Annotated in this window: 14 protein-coding genes and 3 tRNA genes; 8 read left to right on the forward strand and 9 right to left on the reverse strand. The window is 40.5% G+C overall.

Annotation, left to right across the window (positions count from 1 at the left end; all coding sequences use genetic code 11):
• Positions 1-106: 106 nt before the first annotated feature.
• Positions 107-200: transfer RNA gene (locus IH598_03390), tRNA-Ser, on the reverse strand.
• A gap of 115 nt (positions 201-315) precedes the next feature.
• Between IH598_03390 and IH598_03395 the strand changes: the two genes are divergently transcribed.
• From IH598_03395 to IH598_03425, 7 genes are all read left to right on the forward strand, one after another.
• Positions 316-1539, forward strand: a complete 1224-nt coding sequence (locus tag IH598_03395) for a site-specific integrase (protein MBE0637544.1) — start codon at positions 316-318, stop codon at positions 1537-1539.
• A 2-nt stretch (positions 1540-1541) separates the two neighbouring features.
• Complete coding sequence (locus IH598_03400; GenBank protein MBE0637545.1) at positions 1542-2756, forward strand: hypothetical protein; 1215 nt, start codon at positions 1542-1544, stop codon at positions 2754-2756.
• A gap of 64 nt (positions 2757-2820) precedes the next feature.
• Entirely contained in the window at positions 2821-3078 is a 258-nt protein-coding gene (locus IH598_03405; GenBank protein MBE0637546.1) for a helix-turn-helix domain-containing protein, read from the forward strand.
• A 42-nt stretch (positions 3079-3120) separates the two neighbouring features.
• On the forward strand, positions 3121-4608 hold the full coding sequence (locus IH598_03410; GenBank protein MBE0637547.1) for a DUF3987 domain-containing protein: 1488 nt from the start codon (positions 3121-3123) through the stop codon (positions 4606-4608).
• A gap of 75 nt (positions 4609-4683) precedes the next feature.
• Positions 4684-5796 carry a hypothetical protein gene (locus tag IH598_03415; GenBank protein MBE0637548.1) on the forward strand — a complete coding sequence of 371 codons (1113 nt, stop codon included), beginning with the start codon at positions 4684-4686 and terminating at the stop codon, positions 5794-5796.
• A 21-nt stretch (positions 5797-5817) separates the two neighbouring features.
• A complete protein-coding gene (locus tag IH598_03420; protein MBE0637549.1) occupies positions 5818-6309 on the forward strand; it encodes a hypothetical protein in 492 nt (163 codons plus the stop codon).
• Between the two features lie 26 nt (positions 6310-6335).
• Positions 6336-7379, forward strand: coding sequence for an ATP-grasp domain-containing protein (locus tag IH598_03425; protein MBE0637550.1), 1044 nt, complete (start codon positions 6336-6338; stop codon positions 7377-7379).
• Between the two features lie 423 nt (positions 7380-7802).
• Here the strand turns inward: IH598_03425 and IH598_03430 are convergent.
• Together IH598_03430 and IH598_03435 are read right to left on the reverse strand one after the other, a co-directional pair.
• Positions 7803-7877: transfer RNA gene (locus IH598_03430), tRNA-Pro, on the reverse strand.
• A gap of 15 nt (positions 7878-7892) precedes the next feature.
• Positions 7893-7984 (reverse strand) — tRNA-Ser (locus IH598_03435).
• Between the two features lie 276 nt (positions 7985-8260).
• Between IH598_03435 and IH598_03440 the strand changes: the two genes are divergently transcribed.
• The gene (locus IH598_03440; protein MBE0637551.1) at positions 8261-9595 is read left to right on the forward strand and encodes a metallophosphoesterase; all 1335 of its coding nucleotides are present in this window, start codon (positions 8261-8263) and stop codon (positions 9593-9595) included.
• A 53-nt stretch (positions 9596-9648) separates the two neighbouring features.
• Here IH598_03440 and IH598_03445 read toward each other — a convergent pair whose 3' ends face one another.
• The 6 genes from IH598_03445 to IH598_03470 all read right to left on the reverse strand — a co-directional run bounded on the left by IH598_03445 (position 9649) and on the right by IH598_03470 (position 17321).
• The gene (locus IH598_03445; protein ID MBE0637552.1) at positions 9649-10086 is read right to left on the reverse strand and encodes an Hsp20/alpha crystallin family protein; all 438 of its coding nucleotides are present in this window, start codon (positions 10084-10086) and stop codon (positions 9649-9651) included.
• A 291-nt stretch (positions 10087-10377) separates the two neighbouring features.
• Complete coding sequence (locus IH598_03450; GenBank protein MBE0637553.1) at positions 10378-11847, reverse strand: aminotransferase class V-fold PLP-dependent enzyme; 1470 nt, start codon at positions 11845-11847, stop codon at positions 10378-10380.
• A gap of 261 nt (positions 11848-12108) precedes the next feature.
• Positions 12109-14004 carry an IS1634 family transposase gene (locus tag IH598_03455; protein ID MBE0637554.1) on the reverse strand — a complete coding sequence of 632 codons (1896 nt, stop codon included), beginning with the start codon at positions 14002-14004 and terminating at the stop codon, positions 12109-12111.
• A 277-nt stretch (positions 14005-14281) separates the two neighbouring features.
• Complete coding sequence (eno, locus tag IH598_03460) at positions 14282-15571, reverse strand: phosphopyruvate hydratase (protein ID MBE0637555.1); 1290 nt, start codon at positions 15569-15571, stop codon at positions 14282-14284.
• A gap of 96 nt (positions 15572-15667) precedes the next feature.
• Positions 15668-16321: a 50S ribosomal protein L17 gene (gene rplQ / locus IH598_03465; GenBank protein MBE0637556.1), complete on the reverse strand. Its 654-nt coding sequence runs from the start codon at positions 16319-16321 to the stop codon at positions 15668-15670.
• Between the two features lie 7 nt (positions 16322-16328).
• Positions 16329-17321 carry a DNA-directed RNA polymerase subunit alpha gene (locus IH598_03470; protein ID MBE0637557.1) on the reverse strand — a complete coding sequence of 331 codons (993 nt, stop codon included), beginning with the start codon at positions 17319-17321 and terminating at the stop codon, positions 16329-16331.
• Positions 17322-17328 lie beyond the last annotated feature (7 nt).

Genomic DNA, 17328 nt, shown 5'->3' on the forward strand with positions numbered 1-17328 from the left:
ACCTTCCCGACCCCAGGTCGGGACGCGATAACCGACCAAATTATGTTTTCACCAAATAAAAAAAGGTCAAGCATTTATAAACACTTAACCTTCTGATTTTCACTTGTCGGGGTAGTAAGATTCGAACTTACGACCTCCTGCTCCCAAAACAGGTTTTTTTTGTTTCCTATATTTTTCAAATATTTTCATTTTATATCCTATTTGACTGTTATTCAATTATTTATATTAAGCAAATATTTTCTTTATTTTCCTTTGTTAATCAAATTTTATGTACTTTTGTTTACACTATGTTTACACCAAAGGAAATTTAAAGCTATGGCAAACCTCAAAATTATTCATTTCACCAGTAAAAAACTAAAGGATAAAACCAGCCCTGTTTTACTTCGATTAACCATTGATCGAAAAGTAAGAAATTTCAGATTTCCTGACAATTTCCATTGTTTAAAAAATCAATGGAATAAAAATAGCTCATGTTTTAAAACTACATACCCTAATTATGACAAAGCCAATAGACGACTGGACGAGGCACTGTCAAAAGCCAGGGAAATTTGTATGGAATTAAACCGGAAAAATAATGACAAGGGTTTTACCCATGATGAATTTGTTGAAAGGTTTAAAGAAAGTAAAGAAAGGTTAATGCTTTTCAAATACTTTGATGAAATCTACAATCGGTTAATAGCAGCCAACAAAGTAGGAAATGCCGCAACCTATTTAGATACAAAAAACCAGTTTGTTAAATTCTTAGAAACTGATATTGAAATGAAAAACCTGACTTTGAAAAAAATTAACCAATTTGTTGAACAATGCCAGTCAGAAGGTCAAAAAGATACTTCAATCAGTGTAAGGTTAAGAACCCTGAGAGCTTTATTCAACAAAGCCAGAAAAGAAGAAGGTTTAGAAAACTATCCTTTTGAAAAATTTGACTGGAGCCAGTTGAACCTTCAAACCGAAAAAAGGGCAATTTCAAAAACTGATCTTTTAAAAATTTACCACCATGAAATTGAGCAAGGCAAACCAGGGTTTGATAGCAGAAACTATTGGATTTTAAGCTACTTATGTTTTGGATTGAATTTTATTGACCTTGCAAAACTGGAGCCCAAAAATATTTCTACTGATGAAGGGCAAAAAATACTGGTTTATTACAGGTCAAAAACAAAACGAATTGTCAGGGTTCCACTTTCAGAACAAGCATTGAAAATTATTGATATTTACACCAATCAGAATTTTGGCAGCAAATACATTTTCCCAATACTTAACCAGGAAATCCACCAAAGCCCGCAGCAAATCAAAACCCGGATTAAAACAGCACTGAAAAAGGTAAATGAGGAAATGAATGACATAGCAGCGAAATTGGAAATTGATAAAAGGTTAACCAGTTATGTTGCCCGACATTCATTTGCTACAATCCTCAAAAAGGAAATGATACCAACGGCCATAATTTCGGAAATGATGGCACACGCAAACGAAAGCGTAACACAAACCTATTTGGATAGCTTTGATAATTCAACTAAAACAGCAGCAGCCGCTAAATTGATATAATTATGAAACCAGAACAATTGAACCCAATAGTAACGAAGCTACATAAACAGATTGTGGAAATACTGCTTAAATTAGACCCCGGTTTGAAAAAGCATGAAACAGAAACACAACCCAGTTTTAACCAATTGAGCATTTTGATAGAACAATCTTTGCCAGTACTTAATAAAGCCGGCGAAAGTGAACAAAAACAGCTACTTGAGTTAACAAAACGGGCAAAGGAGTACTTTAAACTCCAGGACAATAACGATACATTTGCAACCTGTTTTATTTTGATTAATAGTGTAACTGTTAACGGTCGGCAATTTGATTTCCAAACCAGTGAAATACATGAATATTTCAAAAACCGATACCACCAAATGTTTAAGAAATGGCAAGGGATTGAAACTGATAGTTGGTTAAACTTTTTTATGCTGGATCAATGGGTTCCTGGTTTTTCAGTTAATACTTACTTGAAGTTTTTGGCAGTGAGAAAATTTGATGGGAAAATTGAAATTGAAAGGCAGCTTTTCACAAATGAAAATGAAAAACTGATCCTGTTTGATGAAATGGAAAAAGAAATTTCGCACGAGTTCAGAGATATTTCAATTTTAAATCAAAAAACATTTGTTGAGCAATTCAAAAAGGAATGGGATATCAAAGAAATCAATTACTGGATAAAAAGGATTGAAAAAGTATTCAACTATTATGCTTTAGAGGTCAGGAATAAGTATGATAAATTGATGGAATCATTTAACAGTTTGATCAAAATATTAACCAGTGAAATTGAACAACGCAAAAATTCACCCCCAGCCAGCTACATACGTTTGCCGATAAAAGACGAAAAGCAGAGGCAGGAATATATTTCATTTGTGTATTTCGGGCTGAATGGCCGATGCTTTGAAACCACAAAAGAGAACTTTGAAAAGATTTTCACCCCTGACAGATCATTTACAAAAATCAAATGGGAATGTTCGATGAATTTATTTGTCAAGCTTTTTTATGGATTCTATAATTTAGAGGTAGATGGAGTTAATCAATTTTCTTTTCCTGGGATTGCAGACAGGAAAACCCCAAAACTTTGGACCGTATTAGCTGATAAATTTGATATTCAAACAAAGGGAAAAACCCCAATAGCTTCAAGACTTCCAAAACATGAGAATAGTGAAGTAATTCCCAGAGAATTAATAAATTATGTTGATTTCATTATGGATTTAAAAAAGGGTTGGAAAATTAGTTAACCTTTTACAACCCGGAAAAGGGTTGCCCGTGTATTTCCTTTGCCGTGAATTTAAAAACACGACAATGGAAAATATTGAAATTATTAGCAAGCTAAATTCAATTGAAAGCCGCCAGGCGAAAATTGAAACCCTGCTTTTATCCCAAAAGCCGGTACTTACATTTGAGGAATTAGCCGAATACACCGGCTTTTCAAAATCATTCCTCTATAAATTGAGCATGGAAAGCCGTATCCCTGGAGCTTACAAACCCACCGGGAAACAATGGTTCTTTGAACGCAAAGCAATTGATCAATGGCTTTTGAGTAACAAAGAAACAATGTAAGCCATGAACCAGGCAATTACACCCGAATTAATTTCAGGCCACATGGAAAGCATATTGCAGGAATTTGATAACAGTTTTCCGGTTGCCGCTTTTCCGGATCAAATTCAATGGATTATCAAAGCCACGAATGAAAGCCTGAAATTTCCAATTGATTTTGTCGGTTGTTCCATGCTTTTTGCTTCTGCCATTGCCATAGGGAATACTCACAGGGTTAAGGTTATGAACAACTGGACAGAGGGCGCAACCCTCTACATTGCTTTAGTTGGACGTTCCGGAACAAATAAAACACACCCTTTGAAATTTGGGATTGAACCAATTTTGAAAAAGGATAGCGAAACCCACAAAGAATACTGTAAAGCTAAAGCAGAATACCAGGGTATTCTTAACCGTGCCAAAGTTGATGGAGTTGAAGAACTACCAGCAAAACCATTTTGGAAAAGGATAATTATTTCCGATTTTACACCAGAAGCATTGAGCGAAATTCATAGGTTCAATTTAAGAGGCCTTGGCGTTTATGCTGATGAGCTCAACCAATGGGTAAAAAACTTCAACCGATACAGTACAGGCAGTGCAACCGAATTTTGGTTAAGCAACTTTTCAGGAACACCCATAACAATAGATCGAAAAAACCAGGATCCTATTTTAATAACGAAACCCTCAATTTCTGTTTGCGGATCCATTCAGCCCGGAATACTCCAGGAGCTGCAAAGAGATAACCGGGCCCAGAACGGTTTTATTGATCGAATTTTGTTTGCCCTTCCTGAAACATTGCAAAAACACTACTGGAGCGAAAACGAACTATCAGACAGCTTAACAGCTTATTGGAACCAGGTTGTTAACAAATTGCTCAATATGCCATTAAGAACGGATAAAAGCGGGGATATTCTGCCAACAACCTTGGAGTTTTCAGAAACCGCTAAAGATGTTCTGAAAGCATGGCAAAAGCGGAATACTGATATTATTAACGATACTTATAGCGATACTTTAGCCGGCATTTATTCAAAGTTGGAAATTTATTGTATCCGCTTTGCTTTGATCTTTGAACTACTTCAACAGGCCACCGGTGTAAATGAAAAAGAGAATTATGCTGAATTGGATATTCAGGTTCTTTTTCGCAAAGCTTCATTTAAATGCCACCCGGACACCTCAAATTTATCAAATGGAGCGGAAATTTTCAACGAACTAAAAACAGCTTATGAAGCGGGTGACAAAAACAAAGTAATTGAGATTTACGAAAACTTACACCCCCAAAAGATTGGAGTTTCGGCCACTGAATCAGCTATTCAGCTAACTGAATATTTCCGCAAAACAGCCCGGCGAGTTAATGCAATCCTGAATAATACCCCAATTGAGGGATTAGACCAAAGGAAAAGGGAAATCTATTTGAAATTACCAGATGAATTCAAAACAGATACCGCCTTGAGGATAGCAGAACAATTTGAATACAGTGAAAGATCATTGAAATATTTTCTCAATGATCGAACATTTTTTGACCGGATCGAACATGGAAAATATAAAAAGAAATATTAAACACCCCTTGCACTTCTTGCACTTCTTGCACTTTGAGCGCAAAATGCAAATAATGCAAACAATGCAACCAGTTAAATGAAAACAGAATTCAAATATCAATTACAACCAGGCAGCAAAAAACACCTTTGCCCGGCGTGCGGAAAACAGCGATTTGTCCGCTACTTTGATAGCGAAACCGGCGAACTACTCCCGGAGCGTTTCGGACGTTGTGACCGGGAAATAAATTGTGGTTATCATTTGAACCCATACAAAGCCGGGTATTTGACCGACCAGGAACAAAGCCACTGGAACCCACCACCACCCCCAAAGCCACAGCCACCGACCTACATAAGCCAGAAACTATTCAGGCAGTCACTAAAGAACTACAACCAGAACAATTTTACCACCTGGTTAAGCTCACTGTTTGACCTGGCAACCGTGAACGAGCTTGTTAACCGCTACCATATCGGAACCAGTAAGCACTGGCCAGGCGCAACCGTATTTTGGCAGATTGATCAAAACGGAATGATCCACACCGGAAAAATTATGCTTTATGACCAGGCCACAGGCAAAAGGATCAAATTACCTTTTGCCCATATTACTTGGGTACACAAGGCCGCCAAATTGCAAAACTTCAATTTGAAACAATGCTACTTTGGTGAACACCTGCTGACAGTCAATAAATCAACACCCGCTGCAATTGTTGAAAGTGAAAAGACAGCCATTATTGCCAGTGTTTATCTACCTCAATTCACCTGGTTAGCCGTTGGCAGCTTAACCAATATCAATGCAGAAAAATTCAAACCGTTGGCCGGCGGCAAAGTGGTTTTGTGGCCTGATCTGAATTGTTTCGACCGATGGAGCAACAAAGCAAATGAACTTCTACGGGAATTCCCAGGAACCCGAATAACTGTTTCTGATCTATTGGAAAAGAATTGCACCCCAGGCGACCGGGCAAAAGGGTTAGACCTGGCTGATTATTTGATCAACTTTAACCCTCGATTATTCCAGGAACACAAAAAGACCCTTCCGGACCTGATACGGGAACAATGGCAGCAACTTAACCCAAAGAACTGGATTATTGCACCCGAAAAACATCCTGTCATAACAAGCTACAATTTGAGAATTTTAACCGAAGACCTCAACAGGGAAAACGGTTTACATATTACACCAAACCAGTATTTGCAGGAATTTTTAAACTTAAATTAATAATTTCAAAATCAAACCATTATGTTTAAATTAGTAAATGGTATCCAATACGATACCGTGAAAGCAGAAAAGATTTTAGAAGCAAACGGCCAATCCGGAAAACGGGCGCTATTGAAATTTAAAAACGGACGGTTTTTCATCCTCCAGGAAGACCCACCCAAACAATTTAAGATTTTGCCATGTAATCAGGGTGAAGCAATTGAATTTGTTGAAATCCACAGCAACACCATTTCCCAAACAAAATACCAGGAAATACTGAAAAAACATTTCGGTATTAAGCCGGAGCCCGGTAACGCTATTCCTTACGGATCGGTTGTAGTTTTCAAAGATTTTTTTGCAAACGCTCTTTATGCGAGTAATGGCAATTTTTACCTTCATTCAGCTTTGGATTTTCCGAAAAAAATAACCAAAACGGAGGCCTTGCAATGGATTGAGGATAACCAGGACGTAATACCAGAAAGCAACCTGAAAAAGATTATTGCTAACTTTTTTCCAACAACGCCAAAAGCGTAATTATTAACCAAATAAATTGAACTATTATGAAAGTATTGATTTTATCGAGAATTGAGGACTATTCAGTTAGGAGAATAGCCCACGAATTAAAAACACACAAAGAGAAACCAGAAGTTGAGATAATTTCACCGGTTGACCTCTTTTGCTACCTGTCAGCAACCAATAAAGGATTTGACAGGCTTTATCGAAAGTCCGGCGATGAAAGTATTCAAATCAAATCAAAAGAGTTTGATGCGCTAATTCCACGTATTGCCGGAACTGAAATTTTTCAGCATGGTTTGTACATTGTCAAACAGATAAATGAGAACATGCAAAAGTTTTCAACTGGCACGGAACCCGGCCTAAGAGCTTGCAGCGATAAGTTTCGGACATGCCAGATATTGAGCGCAAACCGTATCAGAATACCCAAACAGGTTATGAGTTTCAAACCAAAGGACTTTAAAGAAACGCTTGATCTTGTGGGCGGCCTGCCGGCAGTGGGTAAAACTTTGAACGGTTCCAAAGGCGATGGAGTTTTTTGGCTTGAGGGCGAACTGGCAGCAAGTACCACCCTTGCAGCTTTCTCAAAGCAGAATATTTCAATTGTTCTTAACCAGTACATTGATACCGGGCAACCAAAAGGAGATTTACGGGTTTTTGTAGTTGGAGCTGAAACAAAGGAGCCGAAAATATTTGCTTACAAAAAATTTACCCTGGACGGAGATTTTCGGGCAAATTACAGCAAATCAAAAGCAGGTGAAAAAGTTGAACTAACTGAAGAGGAGCGCCAAATGGCCATTGATTGTGCTAAAATATTCCGGCTTGGAGTTACCGGAGTTGATATAATGAGAGATGCAACCGACAACGGGAAACCCTATGTAATTGAATGCAATGGCTGCCCAGGATTGGGCGGAGTTGAGGAGGTTACCGGCGAAAATGTAGCGAAAGCAATCGCAGATTATGTACTCCAGAACTACAAAAAAGGAGGCAAACCATTAACTGCAACCCAATATTTTGACAAAGGAGATATTGGAGCAATGATGTTGGATTTTGATACCTTCATAAAGGAAAGAGGATTTTTAGAGAAATAGAAATTCATTCCTAAGAACATTTTAGAGGCCTCAATATTGAGGCCTTTTTTATTGGTTTTCAGTGCTTTCCGTCACAAATCCATTTTGAAAGATGAAAAGCAATTGCAATCCGGTTTCGGGGCGGGTCGGCCTCTTTTAACAATCAAAATTCTGCGAATGTTTTTTGAGAGGGTTTAATCATTGATTATCAAACAACTAAGTTTTTTTTCGATTAAAAATAGGGCAAAATATGCTGTTTTTCAGGGCAAACCTTAACGGATTTGGCCTTTTTTGGCTATAATTTGAATGATTCCAGGGCAATTTTTGAATTTAAATGGTTTTTCAGAGTGAAATCTTGCTCCAGTTGGTAATGTTTACACCATGTTTACACCAAACAAAAAAGGTTAAGTGTCTTTGAACGCTTAACCTTTTGATTTTCAGTTGTCGGGGTAGTAAGATTCGAACTTACGACCTCCTGCTCCCAAAGCAGGCGCGATAACCGGACTACGCTATACCCCGAATTTTGTAAAGAACTGGCGGAGAGAGGGGGATTCGAACCCCCGGTACCCGTATTTAGGTACGACAGTTTAGCAAACTGTTGGTTTCAGCCACTCACCCACCTCTCCAAGAATGAAAAAGAACTGATAGGTACGACAGTTTAGTCCCGTATGTACGGGATTGGTTTCAGCCACTCACCCCAGCCTGACTTCGGTCTGGCAGGCACCTCTCCTTTGAGATAATTATCATGCCATCAATGAACTCCCAAATATCATATTTGGGGGTGCAAAAATACTAAAACAAGTAGTACAAGCAAATTTTTTCGATGATATTTTCAAAAAAACCTAAGAAGCAACAAAAACACTCTTCTGCTGTTTATTAGGCATTAGATTTTAATTGAGTTCATGAAAAGAGTTTTTAAAGTCGCAGGTTTCATCCTGTTCCTCGTTATTTCTTACCTCGTTATCCTTAATCAATTCCCCAAAGAAGCCGGACGTTTCCCTTTCTTAGTCATCCTGTTTTTGAGTGATTATTACCTCTGGCGATCCTTTGATACCTGGTTCAAGAGGCAGGGTAACCTCATCAAATCCCTGTTGTTTCTTCTATATTGGCTTCCTTTGATTGTTCTGTCTATCACGGTCAGCAGCCGGATGATTGCTTTTGAATTGATTGCAGATGAGAGATTAAGCATTCTTTTACAGGGTTTCATATTTAGTGCTTATGCAGCGAAGTTACTTCCGGTATTATTCCTTATTTTGGCTGACATTATCAAAGGTTCCAGGTTGTTAATCAAGAAAATCCACAGCAAACACCAGAAAGATACTGCAAAGCAAAACGGGGAATTGATTACCCGTAGCCGTTTTATCCAACAAATTGGTCTGGTGGGCGGAGGGCTGCTTTTTACAGGACTTTTGGCCGGAATGATAAAATGGGTGCACGATTTTAAAATTCACAGGCACCGACTCAAACTTCCAAATTTACCCAAATCCTTTGATGGATTAAGGATCATACAAATTTCGGACATCCATCTCGGGAGCTGGTCTGCTAAAGACGAATTAGAAGTGGCTTTCAACCGGATCAATGAACTGAAACCCGATGTAATCTTCTTCACCGGCGACCTGGTGGATTACAAAACCGATGAAGCATATCGTTTTGAAAAAATTCTTTCCACACTTAATGCCAACTACGGGGTATTCGCCATACTCGGGAACCATGATTATGGCGACTATTCGCGATGGCCTTCTGCAGAGGCTAAAACCCAAAATATGACCGATCTGTTCAATTTGTATCGTCGCATTGGATGGAAACTGCTAAAAAATAATCATGCAATCATAGAACGCGATGGAGCAAAAATTGCCATTATTGGCGTAGAAAACTGGGGTGCCATTGCCCGTTTTCCACAATACGGCGACATTGAACAAGCAAAAATGAATACAGATGATGCTGATGTAAAACTTCTGCTTTCGCATGACCCTTCGCATTGGGAAAAATTAATCAGCACTGAACATCCTGACATTGATGTAACCTTCTCGGGACATACCCACGGATTTCAGTTTGGTGTCGAAATGAAGAATTTCAAATGGAGCCCTGCTCAATATGCGTATAAATACTGGGCAGGGTTGTATGAAAACAACTCCACAGGTCAATACCTTTACGTCAACCGCGGACTTGGAACTGTGGGCTATCCAGGAAGGGTGGGCATTTTACCAGAAATCACGGTCTTCGAACTCTTTACATAAAAAAAACGGGGGATGTTTTTACCCCCCGTTAATTCCCGTCTATCCGATGCGGATTACCCAATTTCGATCATCCTTTTTGGCTTCTCTTTGGCTTCTTCCTTCTTTGGTAATACGATGTTCAAAATACCATCATTGTAGGTTGCTTTGATGTCTTTTTCATCAATTGTCGACGGTAACGTGAACGTACGTTTAAACGACCGGTAGCTGAACTCCTGGCGTGTGTACTGCCCTTCTTTGGTTTCTTCCCTGCGATCTTCTTTCTCCGAGGAAATCATCAGCATGTTGTTGTCCAATTCAATCTTGAAATCGTCTTTCTTCATCCCCGGAGCAGCAACTTCTACCACAAAATCATCTTTTCCTTCTTTGATATTTACCGCCGGCATGGTCGAGTCGTTGAAGCCTGCATTTGCTGCATCAAAAATGTCCCTGTCGAAAAATTCCCTGAACATGGTCGGGAACAAATCTCTGTTTCTGAATTTTACTAATGTCATGGTTTTGTCCTCCTAATTTTAAGTTAAACATCAGATTAATTTTCAACTAAGCGGTGGGCAAAAAAAATACCAGATGGAGTGGAATTGGCAAATAATAAACCAGCAACTCAACTAATCAAACCCAATTTATGGAGTAAAATATTGATTGAGAAATAAATATTGAGAGAGAGAGATAAAAAAACGTCGGACTTTAAGGTAAAACAGCAAAACAGTTGGTAAGTGCATATTTGTCAGCATATTGCAAAATTTTCATGTAAAAAGTGACAATTCTACACGAAATCCTAAACCCGCTTATAAATCGAACCAATGCTCAACGAGGGCACTTCTATCCTCTGGTTCGCGGAAATGGCGGAACTCATTTTTTTTGCAACTGTACACATATTGCTTTCCCCATTCCTTGTGATGCTTTTTTAGGCTTTTCAGTGCATCAATAATAAAGTAAAGTTCGTCATTGGTCATGGTTGGATGTAAGGATAACCTGATCCATCCTGGCTTTTGGGAGAGGTCGCCGTGATTGATCAGGTCGGTAATCTGCCGGGATTTGTCGTAACTTACGTCAAGCAGAAAATGGCCATAAGTACCTGCACAGGCGCAGCCTCCCCTGACCTGTATTCCAAATTTATCGTTAAGCAATTTCACAGCAAGGTTAAAATGAATATCATCAAAGTAAAATGAGATGACACCAAGCCGATCGGTTACATTATCGGCCAGGATATGAATACCAGGAATTTTAGGCATTTCTTCAAAAGCGATCTTCACCAGTTCTTTTTCGCGCTGTTCGATCTGATGAACACCCATTTTATTTTTCAGCTCAATACAAAGTGCGGCTTTTATGGTTTGAAGAAATGGAGGGGTGCCGCCGTCTTCACGCAATTCAATATCATCCACATACTTGAATTCACCCCAGGGATTTGTCCAGTCAACCGTTCCGCCACCGGGGTTATCAGGAACCGGATTTTTATATAACGATGAATTAAAAACCAATACACCCGGAGTGCCGGGTCCTCCAAGGAATTTATGAGGCGAAAACATAATGGCATCCAACGCCATCATCGGATCATCGGGGTGCATGTTCATGTCAACATAAGGGGCCGAGGCAGCAAAGTCAACAAAACATATCCCGCCATTCTCATGCATCACTTTAGCCATTTCATGGTAGGGAGTTGAAATACCGGTGACATTGGAACATGCAGTAAAACTGCCAATCTTCATTTTACGATCCTTGTACTTATCCAACTCGATGCGCAGTTCGTTCATATCAACCAGCAAATTCTTGTCAGGCTTGAGTTGCACAACATCAGCAATAGTTTCAAACCATGAGGTATGATTGGAATGGTGTTCCATGTGGGTGATAAAAACTACCGGACGCTCTTCTTCGGGCAGGCAGTTGTGTGCATCCATACTTTTCATTGTTCTGAAACCGAGGATGCGCTGAAACTTGTTAATCACCGTAGTCATCCCTGACCCTGCGGTAATAATCACATCATCCGGACCTGCGTTGACATGCTCTTTAATTTTTCGATGTGCCAGATGATAGGCGTTGGTCATCAACGTGCCTGTTTCGCTGGTTTCGGTATGTGTATTACCAACAAAAGGCCCGAACTGATTGCACAGCTTATCTTCGATGGGGTGATACAGGCGGCCACTTGCAATCCAATCACCATACAAGATTTTTTGCATACCAAAAGGTGACTGAAATTCCTGGTCAATACCGATGATATGATCGCGGAATGGTTTAAAATGCTGCTCTGTAAGCGACATAGTTTAATTAGTTAATGTTTAGTCGTTTATCTTTTACAAGCAAATTGTCAAAAATGTAGCTTTAAAAGTTGAGAGAGCAAAAATAGACATTTAAGCATTATGAAGTGATCTAAATCTACTTTAACCGATCAAAACCATGAATGAAAAATCAATTCAAATTTACCCCAACCCTTAAGGGAGTTTGAATTGATTTTTCTGCATTCTCACTTTAGGGGTGGGGTAGAAAGGCAGAAAAAACAATTGTGTTAACCCAACTTGCAGCTAAATTCTGATAATTGACTTGTTTTGAGGGGATAGGATTTTTTTTGGTGTTGGTTTGAGCACTACAGATTTTTTGCGGGTGAAGGGGGCATGTTTGTATTTGAGGGCAGTGTATATCAGCTTTACTTTCTCTTCGGGTTCGGAACAACGGCGTATATTGATGATTTCGTCATGTTTGTTTTGAGCGATGGTGGTTAGACATTTCTGGGTGTTCATGATGCGCACGATCTCGCTCCAACCCGAACGGATGTCCGCTTTCTTAAGCTGATGACGTATGGTGTTGACCAGCCAGTAGGCCAGCAGTCCCAGATGGAGGTGTGCCATGGTGGCGTCGTCATTTTGATGAAAGATCGGACGCAGGTCTATATCGGTTTTAAGTGTGCGAAAGGTGTTTTCAACCTCTCGGATGATGTTGTAGAACGTCCAGACGATGATTTCGTTTTCGGGTAAAATTGAGGTGCGCAGGAAATAGATGCCACTGGTGTGATCGGGATCGGTAATTGGTTTGAGTTCCCATGAGATGGATGTGACGATGTTTTTTTCGTTGCTTGTGATGTCGATCTGGTAATAGCGATGGATGGAGGGGTATTTTTGTTTGAGTCTTCCGATGCGTTCATGCACTTTTTCGAGCTTTTTTACCCCACCTTTTTTGGATAAACTGTTTTGTATGCTTTGCAATCCCTCTTCAAAACGGTCTTTGAACAGGCTGTTCATCGAGCGTTCCTTGTGTTCTTTACCTTGACTTTTTACCCGAAGAAAATAGTCGGTGCTTTCATTGGCCTGCACATGGCAAAGTTCAATGGTACGATGCTTTTTATCGTGTATGACTACCTGGTTATTTGCCGAATTCACTGTATATTCCTTCAGTGTCGAACGTGATACGCACAGGTAATCGTACCCTTTTTCACTGATCAGTTTGAGGTTGTCCTGGGTAGCTATACCGGCATCAATCACCACAAGGGCTTTGCCTGCGCCTGTTGATGTTGCCTTGCGTAATTTTTCGATGATGTGCGGCAGAGTGGTACTATCGGATTTATTACCCTGAAAAAGGGTGGAATACTTGATGAACCCCTCGGGATTGATCACCAAGGCCAGTACAACCAGTTTTGCATCGTTTCGTTTTTCTTTACTCCGGCCATAACGCGCCAAACTGCTGTGAAGCTTTTCGCCTTCGAAATAGGTATTGGTCAGATCGAACAGCATGATCTTGTCCTGCAAATCAAACAGCTCGTTGGTACGACACGAGAGGTGCTTCTCCAGGGCTTCTTTCTCGGCAAAGAGCTTATGGCTAATGCGATAAAGAGCGTCCTTGGTGATGCGGTTGATTTCAAAACCGGTTAGCTCGCAAACGGCAGAATTTTCTTTGATCCACCGGCTGGTCTTTAGCTCTGATGCCGGATATACTGCCCGGCTGATCAAATGGGTCATGGCCAGCGAAACATCATCATCGTCCCAATCCCGGTTTTCCAGGAAAGTGTCAATGCCCAATTGCCTGATGGCCTGATAGCACAACCATTCTGCTCCCACTTCACGCACATTTTTGTTACGTACAGAGTTCATGTCTATGGTCTGCCAGTCTTTTGTCTGAGATGGCTTGCGGTGAATGTCAAGTCGCTGTTTTGCAACAATTTGCTCGTAAATGTCATCAACATAGGCCTGTATCCTGGGATCACAGTCATGAGCAAATAGTTCATTCCCAAGTCCCTGAACCCGTTCGTTTAACCCTTTCTGGATCCGGTTCAGCTCATCAGTCCTAAGCCCATCCAGAAAACCAACACTCAAAATGGTGCGATGACAAACACGCCCCAATGTATTGCGGTAGCTTTCAACCAAACGGTAATAGCCCGAATGTTTTCCGGTAACCGGATTATGACGTAAACTTACCCTGAAATACATGCGCCAAAGGTACTGCCACATACCTTTATCAAGGCCACCCCCCTGAGCACTACAAACCAAATTCCCAACAAGACCAACATTGAAAATGAAACACTTACCTTCATCACAAATCTACCGAAAACACTAATGAGATATTTAAATAGCGATTTTTTATACAACTATTTTAATCTTTTAACAATTCGGAGGATAAAAACTGCAAGTTGGGTTAAAGTAGAACTAAATTCCAAAAAACAAAAAAGCCCCGGAAACCGGAGCTTTTTTTCAGAATTATTTTGGATTATCTGGCGTACTTGAAATTTTTGCCGGGATAGTAAGCGGCGGTTCCAAGTTGCTCTTCAATGCGAAGGAGTTGGTTGTACTTTGCAATCCTGTCGGAACGGCTGGCTGATCCGGTTTTGATCAATCCGGTGTTCAAAGCCACTGCAAGATCAGCAATGGTTGTATCTTCGGTTTCGCCCGAACGGTGACTGATTACTGCTGTGTAAGCATTGCGGTAGGCCATGTTCACGGCATTAATGGTTTCGGTGAGTGTTCCAATCTGGTTTACCTTAACAAGAATTGAGTTGGCAATTCCTTTGTCAATGCCCATTTTCAGTCTTTCGGTGTTGGTAACAAAAAGATCATCGCCAACCAGCTGGATTTTACTTCCCATTTTTTCTGTCATCAGTTTCCAGCCGTCCCAATCATCCTCGGCCATGCCATCTTCGATGGAAATGATCGGGTACTTGTCAGCCCAGGCTTTCCAGTAATCTACCATTTGCGCAGGGGTTAATTTATCGCCGGTTGACCATTTGAGGTGGTAAACATTTTCTTCGGTAATGAAAAACTCAGAGGCTGCAGGGTCTAAGGCGAGGTAAATATCAACGCCGGGTTTATAGCCTGCTTTTTCTATCGCCTTCAGAATTACTGTAATGGCCTCCTCATTGGACTTGAGATTTGGAGCAAAACCGCCTTCATCGCCAACGTTAGTCGAATAACCACTATTTTTTAAAACACTTTTCAGGTTGTGAAATACTTCAGCGCCCATACGGAGAGCTTCAGCAAATGTGGGTGCACCAACCGGCATGATCATGAATTCCTGGAAGTCGATGCTGTTGTCGGCATGTGAGCCGCCATTGAGAATGTTCATCATAGGGATCGGAAGCGTGTTGGCTCCTACGCCACCGATGTAACGGTAAAGGGTTTGACCGGACTCGGTTGCAGCGGCATGAGCACAGGCAAGCGATACGCCAAGAATGGCATTGGCGCCAAGGTTGGCTTTGTTTGGTGTTCCATCCAGTTCGTTCATCTTCTGATCAATCTCTATCTGATCGAAGACATAGAACCCATGCAACTCTTCATTCAGAACGGTATTCACATTGTTTATAGCTTTCAGAACACCTTTTCCCAAATAGCGGTCTTTCTCACCATCGCGAAGTTCAACAGCTTCGTGGATACCAGTAGATGCACCGGAGGGTATTGCAGCGCGTCCAACCACGCCATTTTCGGTTAAAACTTCAACTTCAATGGTCGGGTTACCTCTTGAGTCGAGGATTTGTCTTGCATGAATATTTACGATTGTACTCATAATTAAATTTTTTATTGGTTACTTTTTATGAAAAAGGGATAAAGCATACGAATTACGCCTTATCCCGAATAAATTCAATATGATGAATAGTTGTGGCTATTCAGGTTTCTTTTCTTCTGGTTCGCTTTCAGGTTGTGCCTTTTCAGTTTCTTCTACTGCATTGGCAATTGTTTCAGCAACAGGTGTTTCAGCAGGTTCAACTTCAGCTGGCGAAGTGTCAGCAACGATATCTTCAACTGGCTGAACTTCTTCAACTATTTCAGGTTGAGCCGCCTTAGCTTCTTCAACTACCGGTACAGCTGCAACTTCTTTTTTAGTTTTACCTGAACCTCTTCTTCTGCGACGACCTGCAGCTTTTTCAGCAGCAGCGGAATCGCCCGAAACATAAACCTTGTTAAAGTCAACAAGTTCGATCAGGCACATATCTGCATTATCACCAAGCCTGTTGCCGGTTTTGATAATTCGGGTATATCCCCCCGGACGATCAGCAATTTTCGGCGAAACTTCCCTGAAAAGCTCAGTTACTGCTTCCTTGCTCTGTAAATAGCTGAATACTATCCTGCGCGAATGTGTTGTATCTTGCTTTGATTTTGTGATAAGCGGTTCAACATAGCCCCTGAGCGCTTTTGCTTTGGCCACAGTTGTCGTTATTCGCTTGTGCAGGATGAGCGATGTGGCCATATTCGAAAGCATCGCTTTACGGTGTGTACTTGTCCTGCCTAAATGATTAAAACTTTTTAGGTGTCTCATTGTTCGATTATTCCTTGTCTAATTTATACTTCGAAACATTCATTCCAAATTCAAGATTTTTATTTCTAACCAACTCTTCCAATTCGGTGAGCGATTTCTTCCCAAAATTCCTGAATTTCAGTAAATCATTTTTGTTAAAGGTTACCAGATCACCCATAGTTTCAACATCTGCTGCTTTCAGGCAATTGAGTGCCCTGACCGAAAGGTCAAGATCAACCAGCTTGGTTTTGAGCAACTGACGGATATGGAGCGAATTTTCGTCAAATTCTTCAGTAACGTTCTTTTCTTCTTTTTCCACAGCTATCTTTTCGTCAGAGAAAAGCATGAAGTGGTGTATTAAAATCTTGGCAGCATCTTTCAGCGCATCTTTCGGCTGAATGGATCCATCGGTGGTGATCTCGAAAATAAGCTTTTCGTAGTCAGTTTTTTGTTCAACCCTGAAATCTTCAACTTCATACTTCACATTGACAATTGGAGTATGAATCGAGTCCACGGCAATGGTTCCGATGGGTGCATTGGGGTCTTTGTTCTCATCAGCCGGTACGTACCCTCTGCCCTTGTTTATTGTCATTTCCATGGTCAACTTTACAGAGGGCTCCAGATTACAAATCACCAAATTGGGATTAAGTACCTGAAAAACGGATAAATACTTATTGATATCACCAGCTTTGAACACTTCCTGTTCTTTGATCACAATCTTGACGGTTTCAGAACTTTCCTGTTCAACCAAACGTTTGAAGCGGATTTGTTTGAGGTTGAGAATAATCTCAACCACATCCTCTACAACGCCTTTGATCGTAGAAAATTCCTGGTCAACGCCTTCGATCTTGATACTGGTAATCGCAAAACCTTCGAGAGAAGAGAGCAAAATCCTGCGAAGGGCATTACCGATGGTAATTCCAAAACCGGGTTCCAAAGGACGAAATTCAAATTTACCTTTGTAATCATTTGCCTCGAGCATGATTACTTTTTCAGGTTTTTGAAATGCTAAAATTGCCATAATTAAA

The organism is Bacteroidales bacterium (assembly GCA_014860585.1).
Classification (GTDB): domain Bacteria; phylum Bacteroidota; class Bacteroidia; order Bacteroidales; family 4484-276; genus RZYY01.

Coding starts and splice junctions, on each gene's coding strand:
- IH598_03410 (MBE0637547.1), top strand. CDS start 3,121: ATGGAAAGCATATTGCAGGAATTTGATAACAGTTTTCCGGTTGCCGCT.
- IH598_03400 (MBE0637545.1), top strand. CDS start 1,542: ATGAAACCAGAACAATTGAACCCAATAGTAACGAAGCTACATAAACAG.
- IH598_03440 (MBE0637551.1), top strand. CDS start 8,261: ATGAAAAGAGTTTTTAAAGTCGCAGGTTTCATCCTGTTCCTCGTTATT.
- rplQ (MBE0637556.1), bottom strand. CDS start 16,321: ATGAGACACCTAAAAAGTTTTAATCATTTAGGCAGGACAAGTACACAC.
- IH598_03455 (MBE0637554.1), bottom strand. CDS start 14,004: ATGTATTTCAGGGTAAGTTTACGTCATAATCCGGTTACCGGAAAACAT.
- eno (MBE0637555.1), bottom strand. CDS start 15,571: ATGAGTACAATCGTAAATATTCATGCAAGACAAATCCTCGACTCAAGA.
- IH598_03415 (MBE0637548.1), top strand. CDS start 4,684: ATGAAAACAGAATTCAAATATCAATTACAACCAGGCAGCAAAAAACAC.
- IH598_03420 (MBE0637549.1), top strand. CDS start 5,818: ATGTTTAAATTAGTAAATGGTATCCAATACGATACCGTGAAAGCAGAA.
- IH598_03445 (MBE0637552.1), bottom strand. CDS start 10,086: ATGACATTAGTAAAATTCAGAAACAGAGATTTGTTCCCGACCATGTTC.
- IH598_03450 (MBE0637553.1), bottom strand. CDS start 11,847: ATGTCGCTTACAGAGCAGCATTTTAAACCATTCCGCGATCATATCATC.
- IH598_03470 (MBE0637557.1), bottom strand. CDS start 17,321: ATGGCAATTTTAGCATTTCAAAAACCTGAAAAAGTAATCATGCTCGAG.
- IH598_03395 (MBE0637544.1), top strand. CDS start 316: ATGGCAAACCTCAAAATTATTCATTTCACCAGTAAAAAACTAAAGGAT.
- IH598_03405 (MBE0637546.1), top strand. CDS start 2,821: ATGGAAAATATTGAAATTATTAGCAAGCTAAATTCAATTGAAAGCCGC.
- IH598_03425 (MBE0637550.1), top strand. CDS start 6,336: ATGAAAGTATTGATTTTATCGAGAATTGAGGACTATTCAGTTAGGAGA.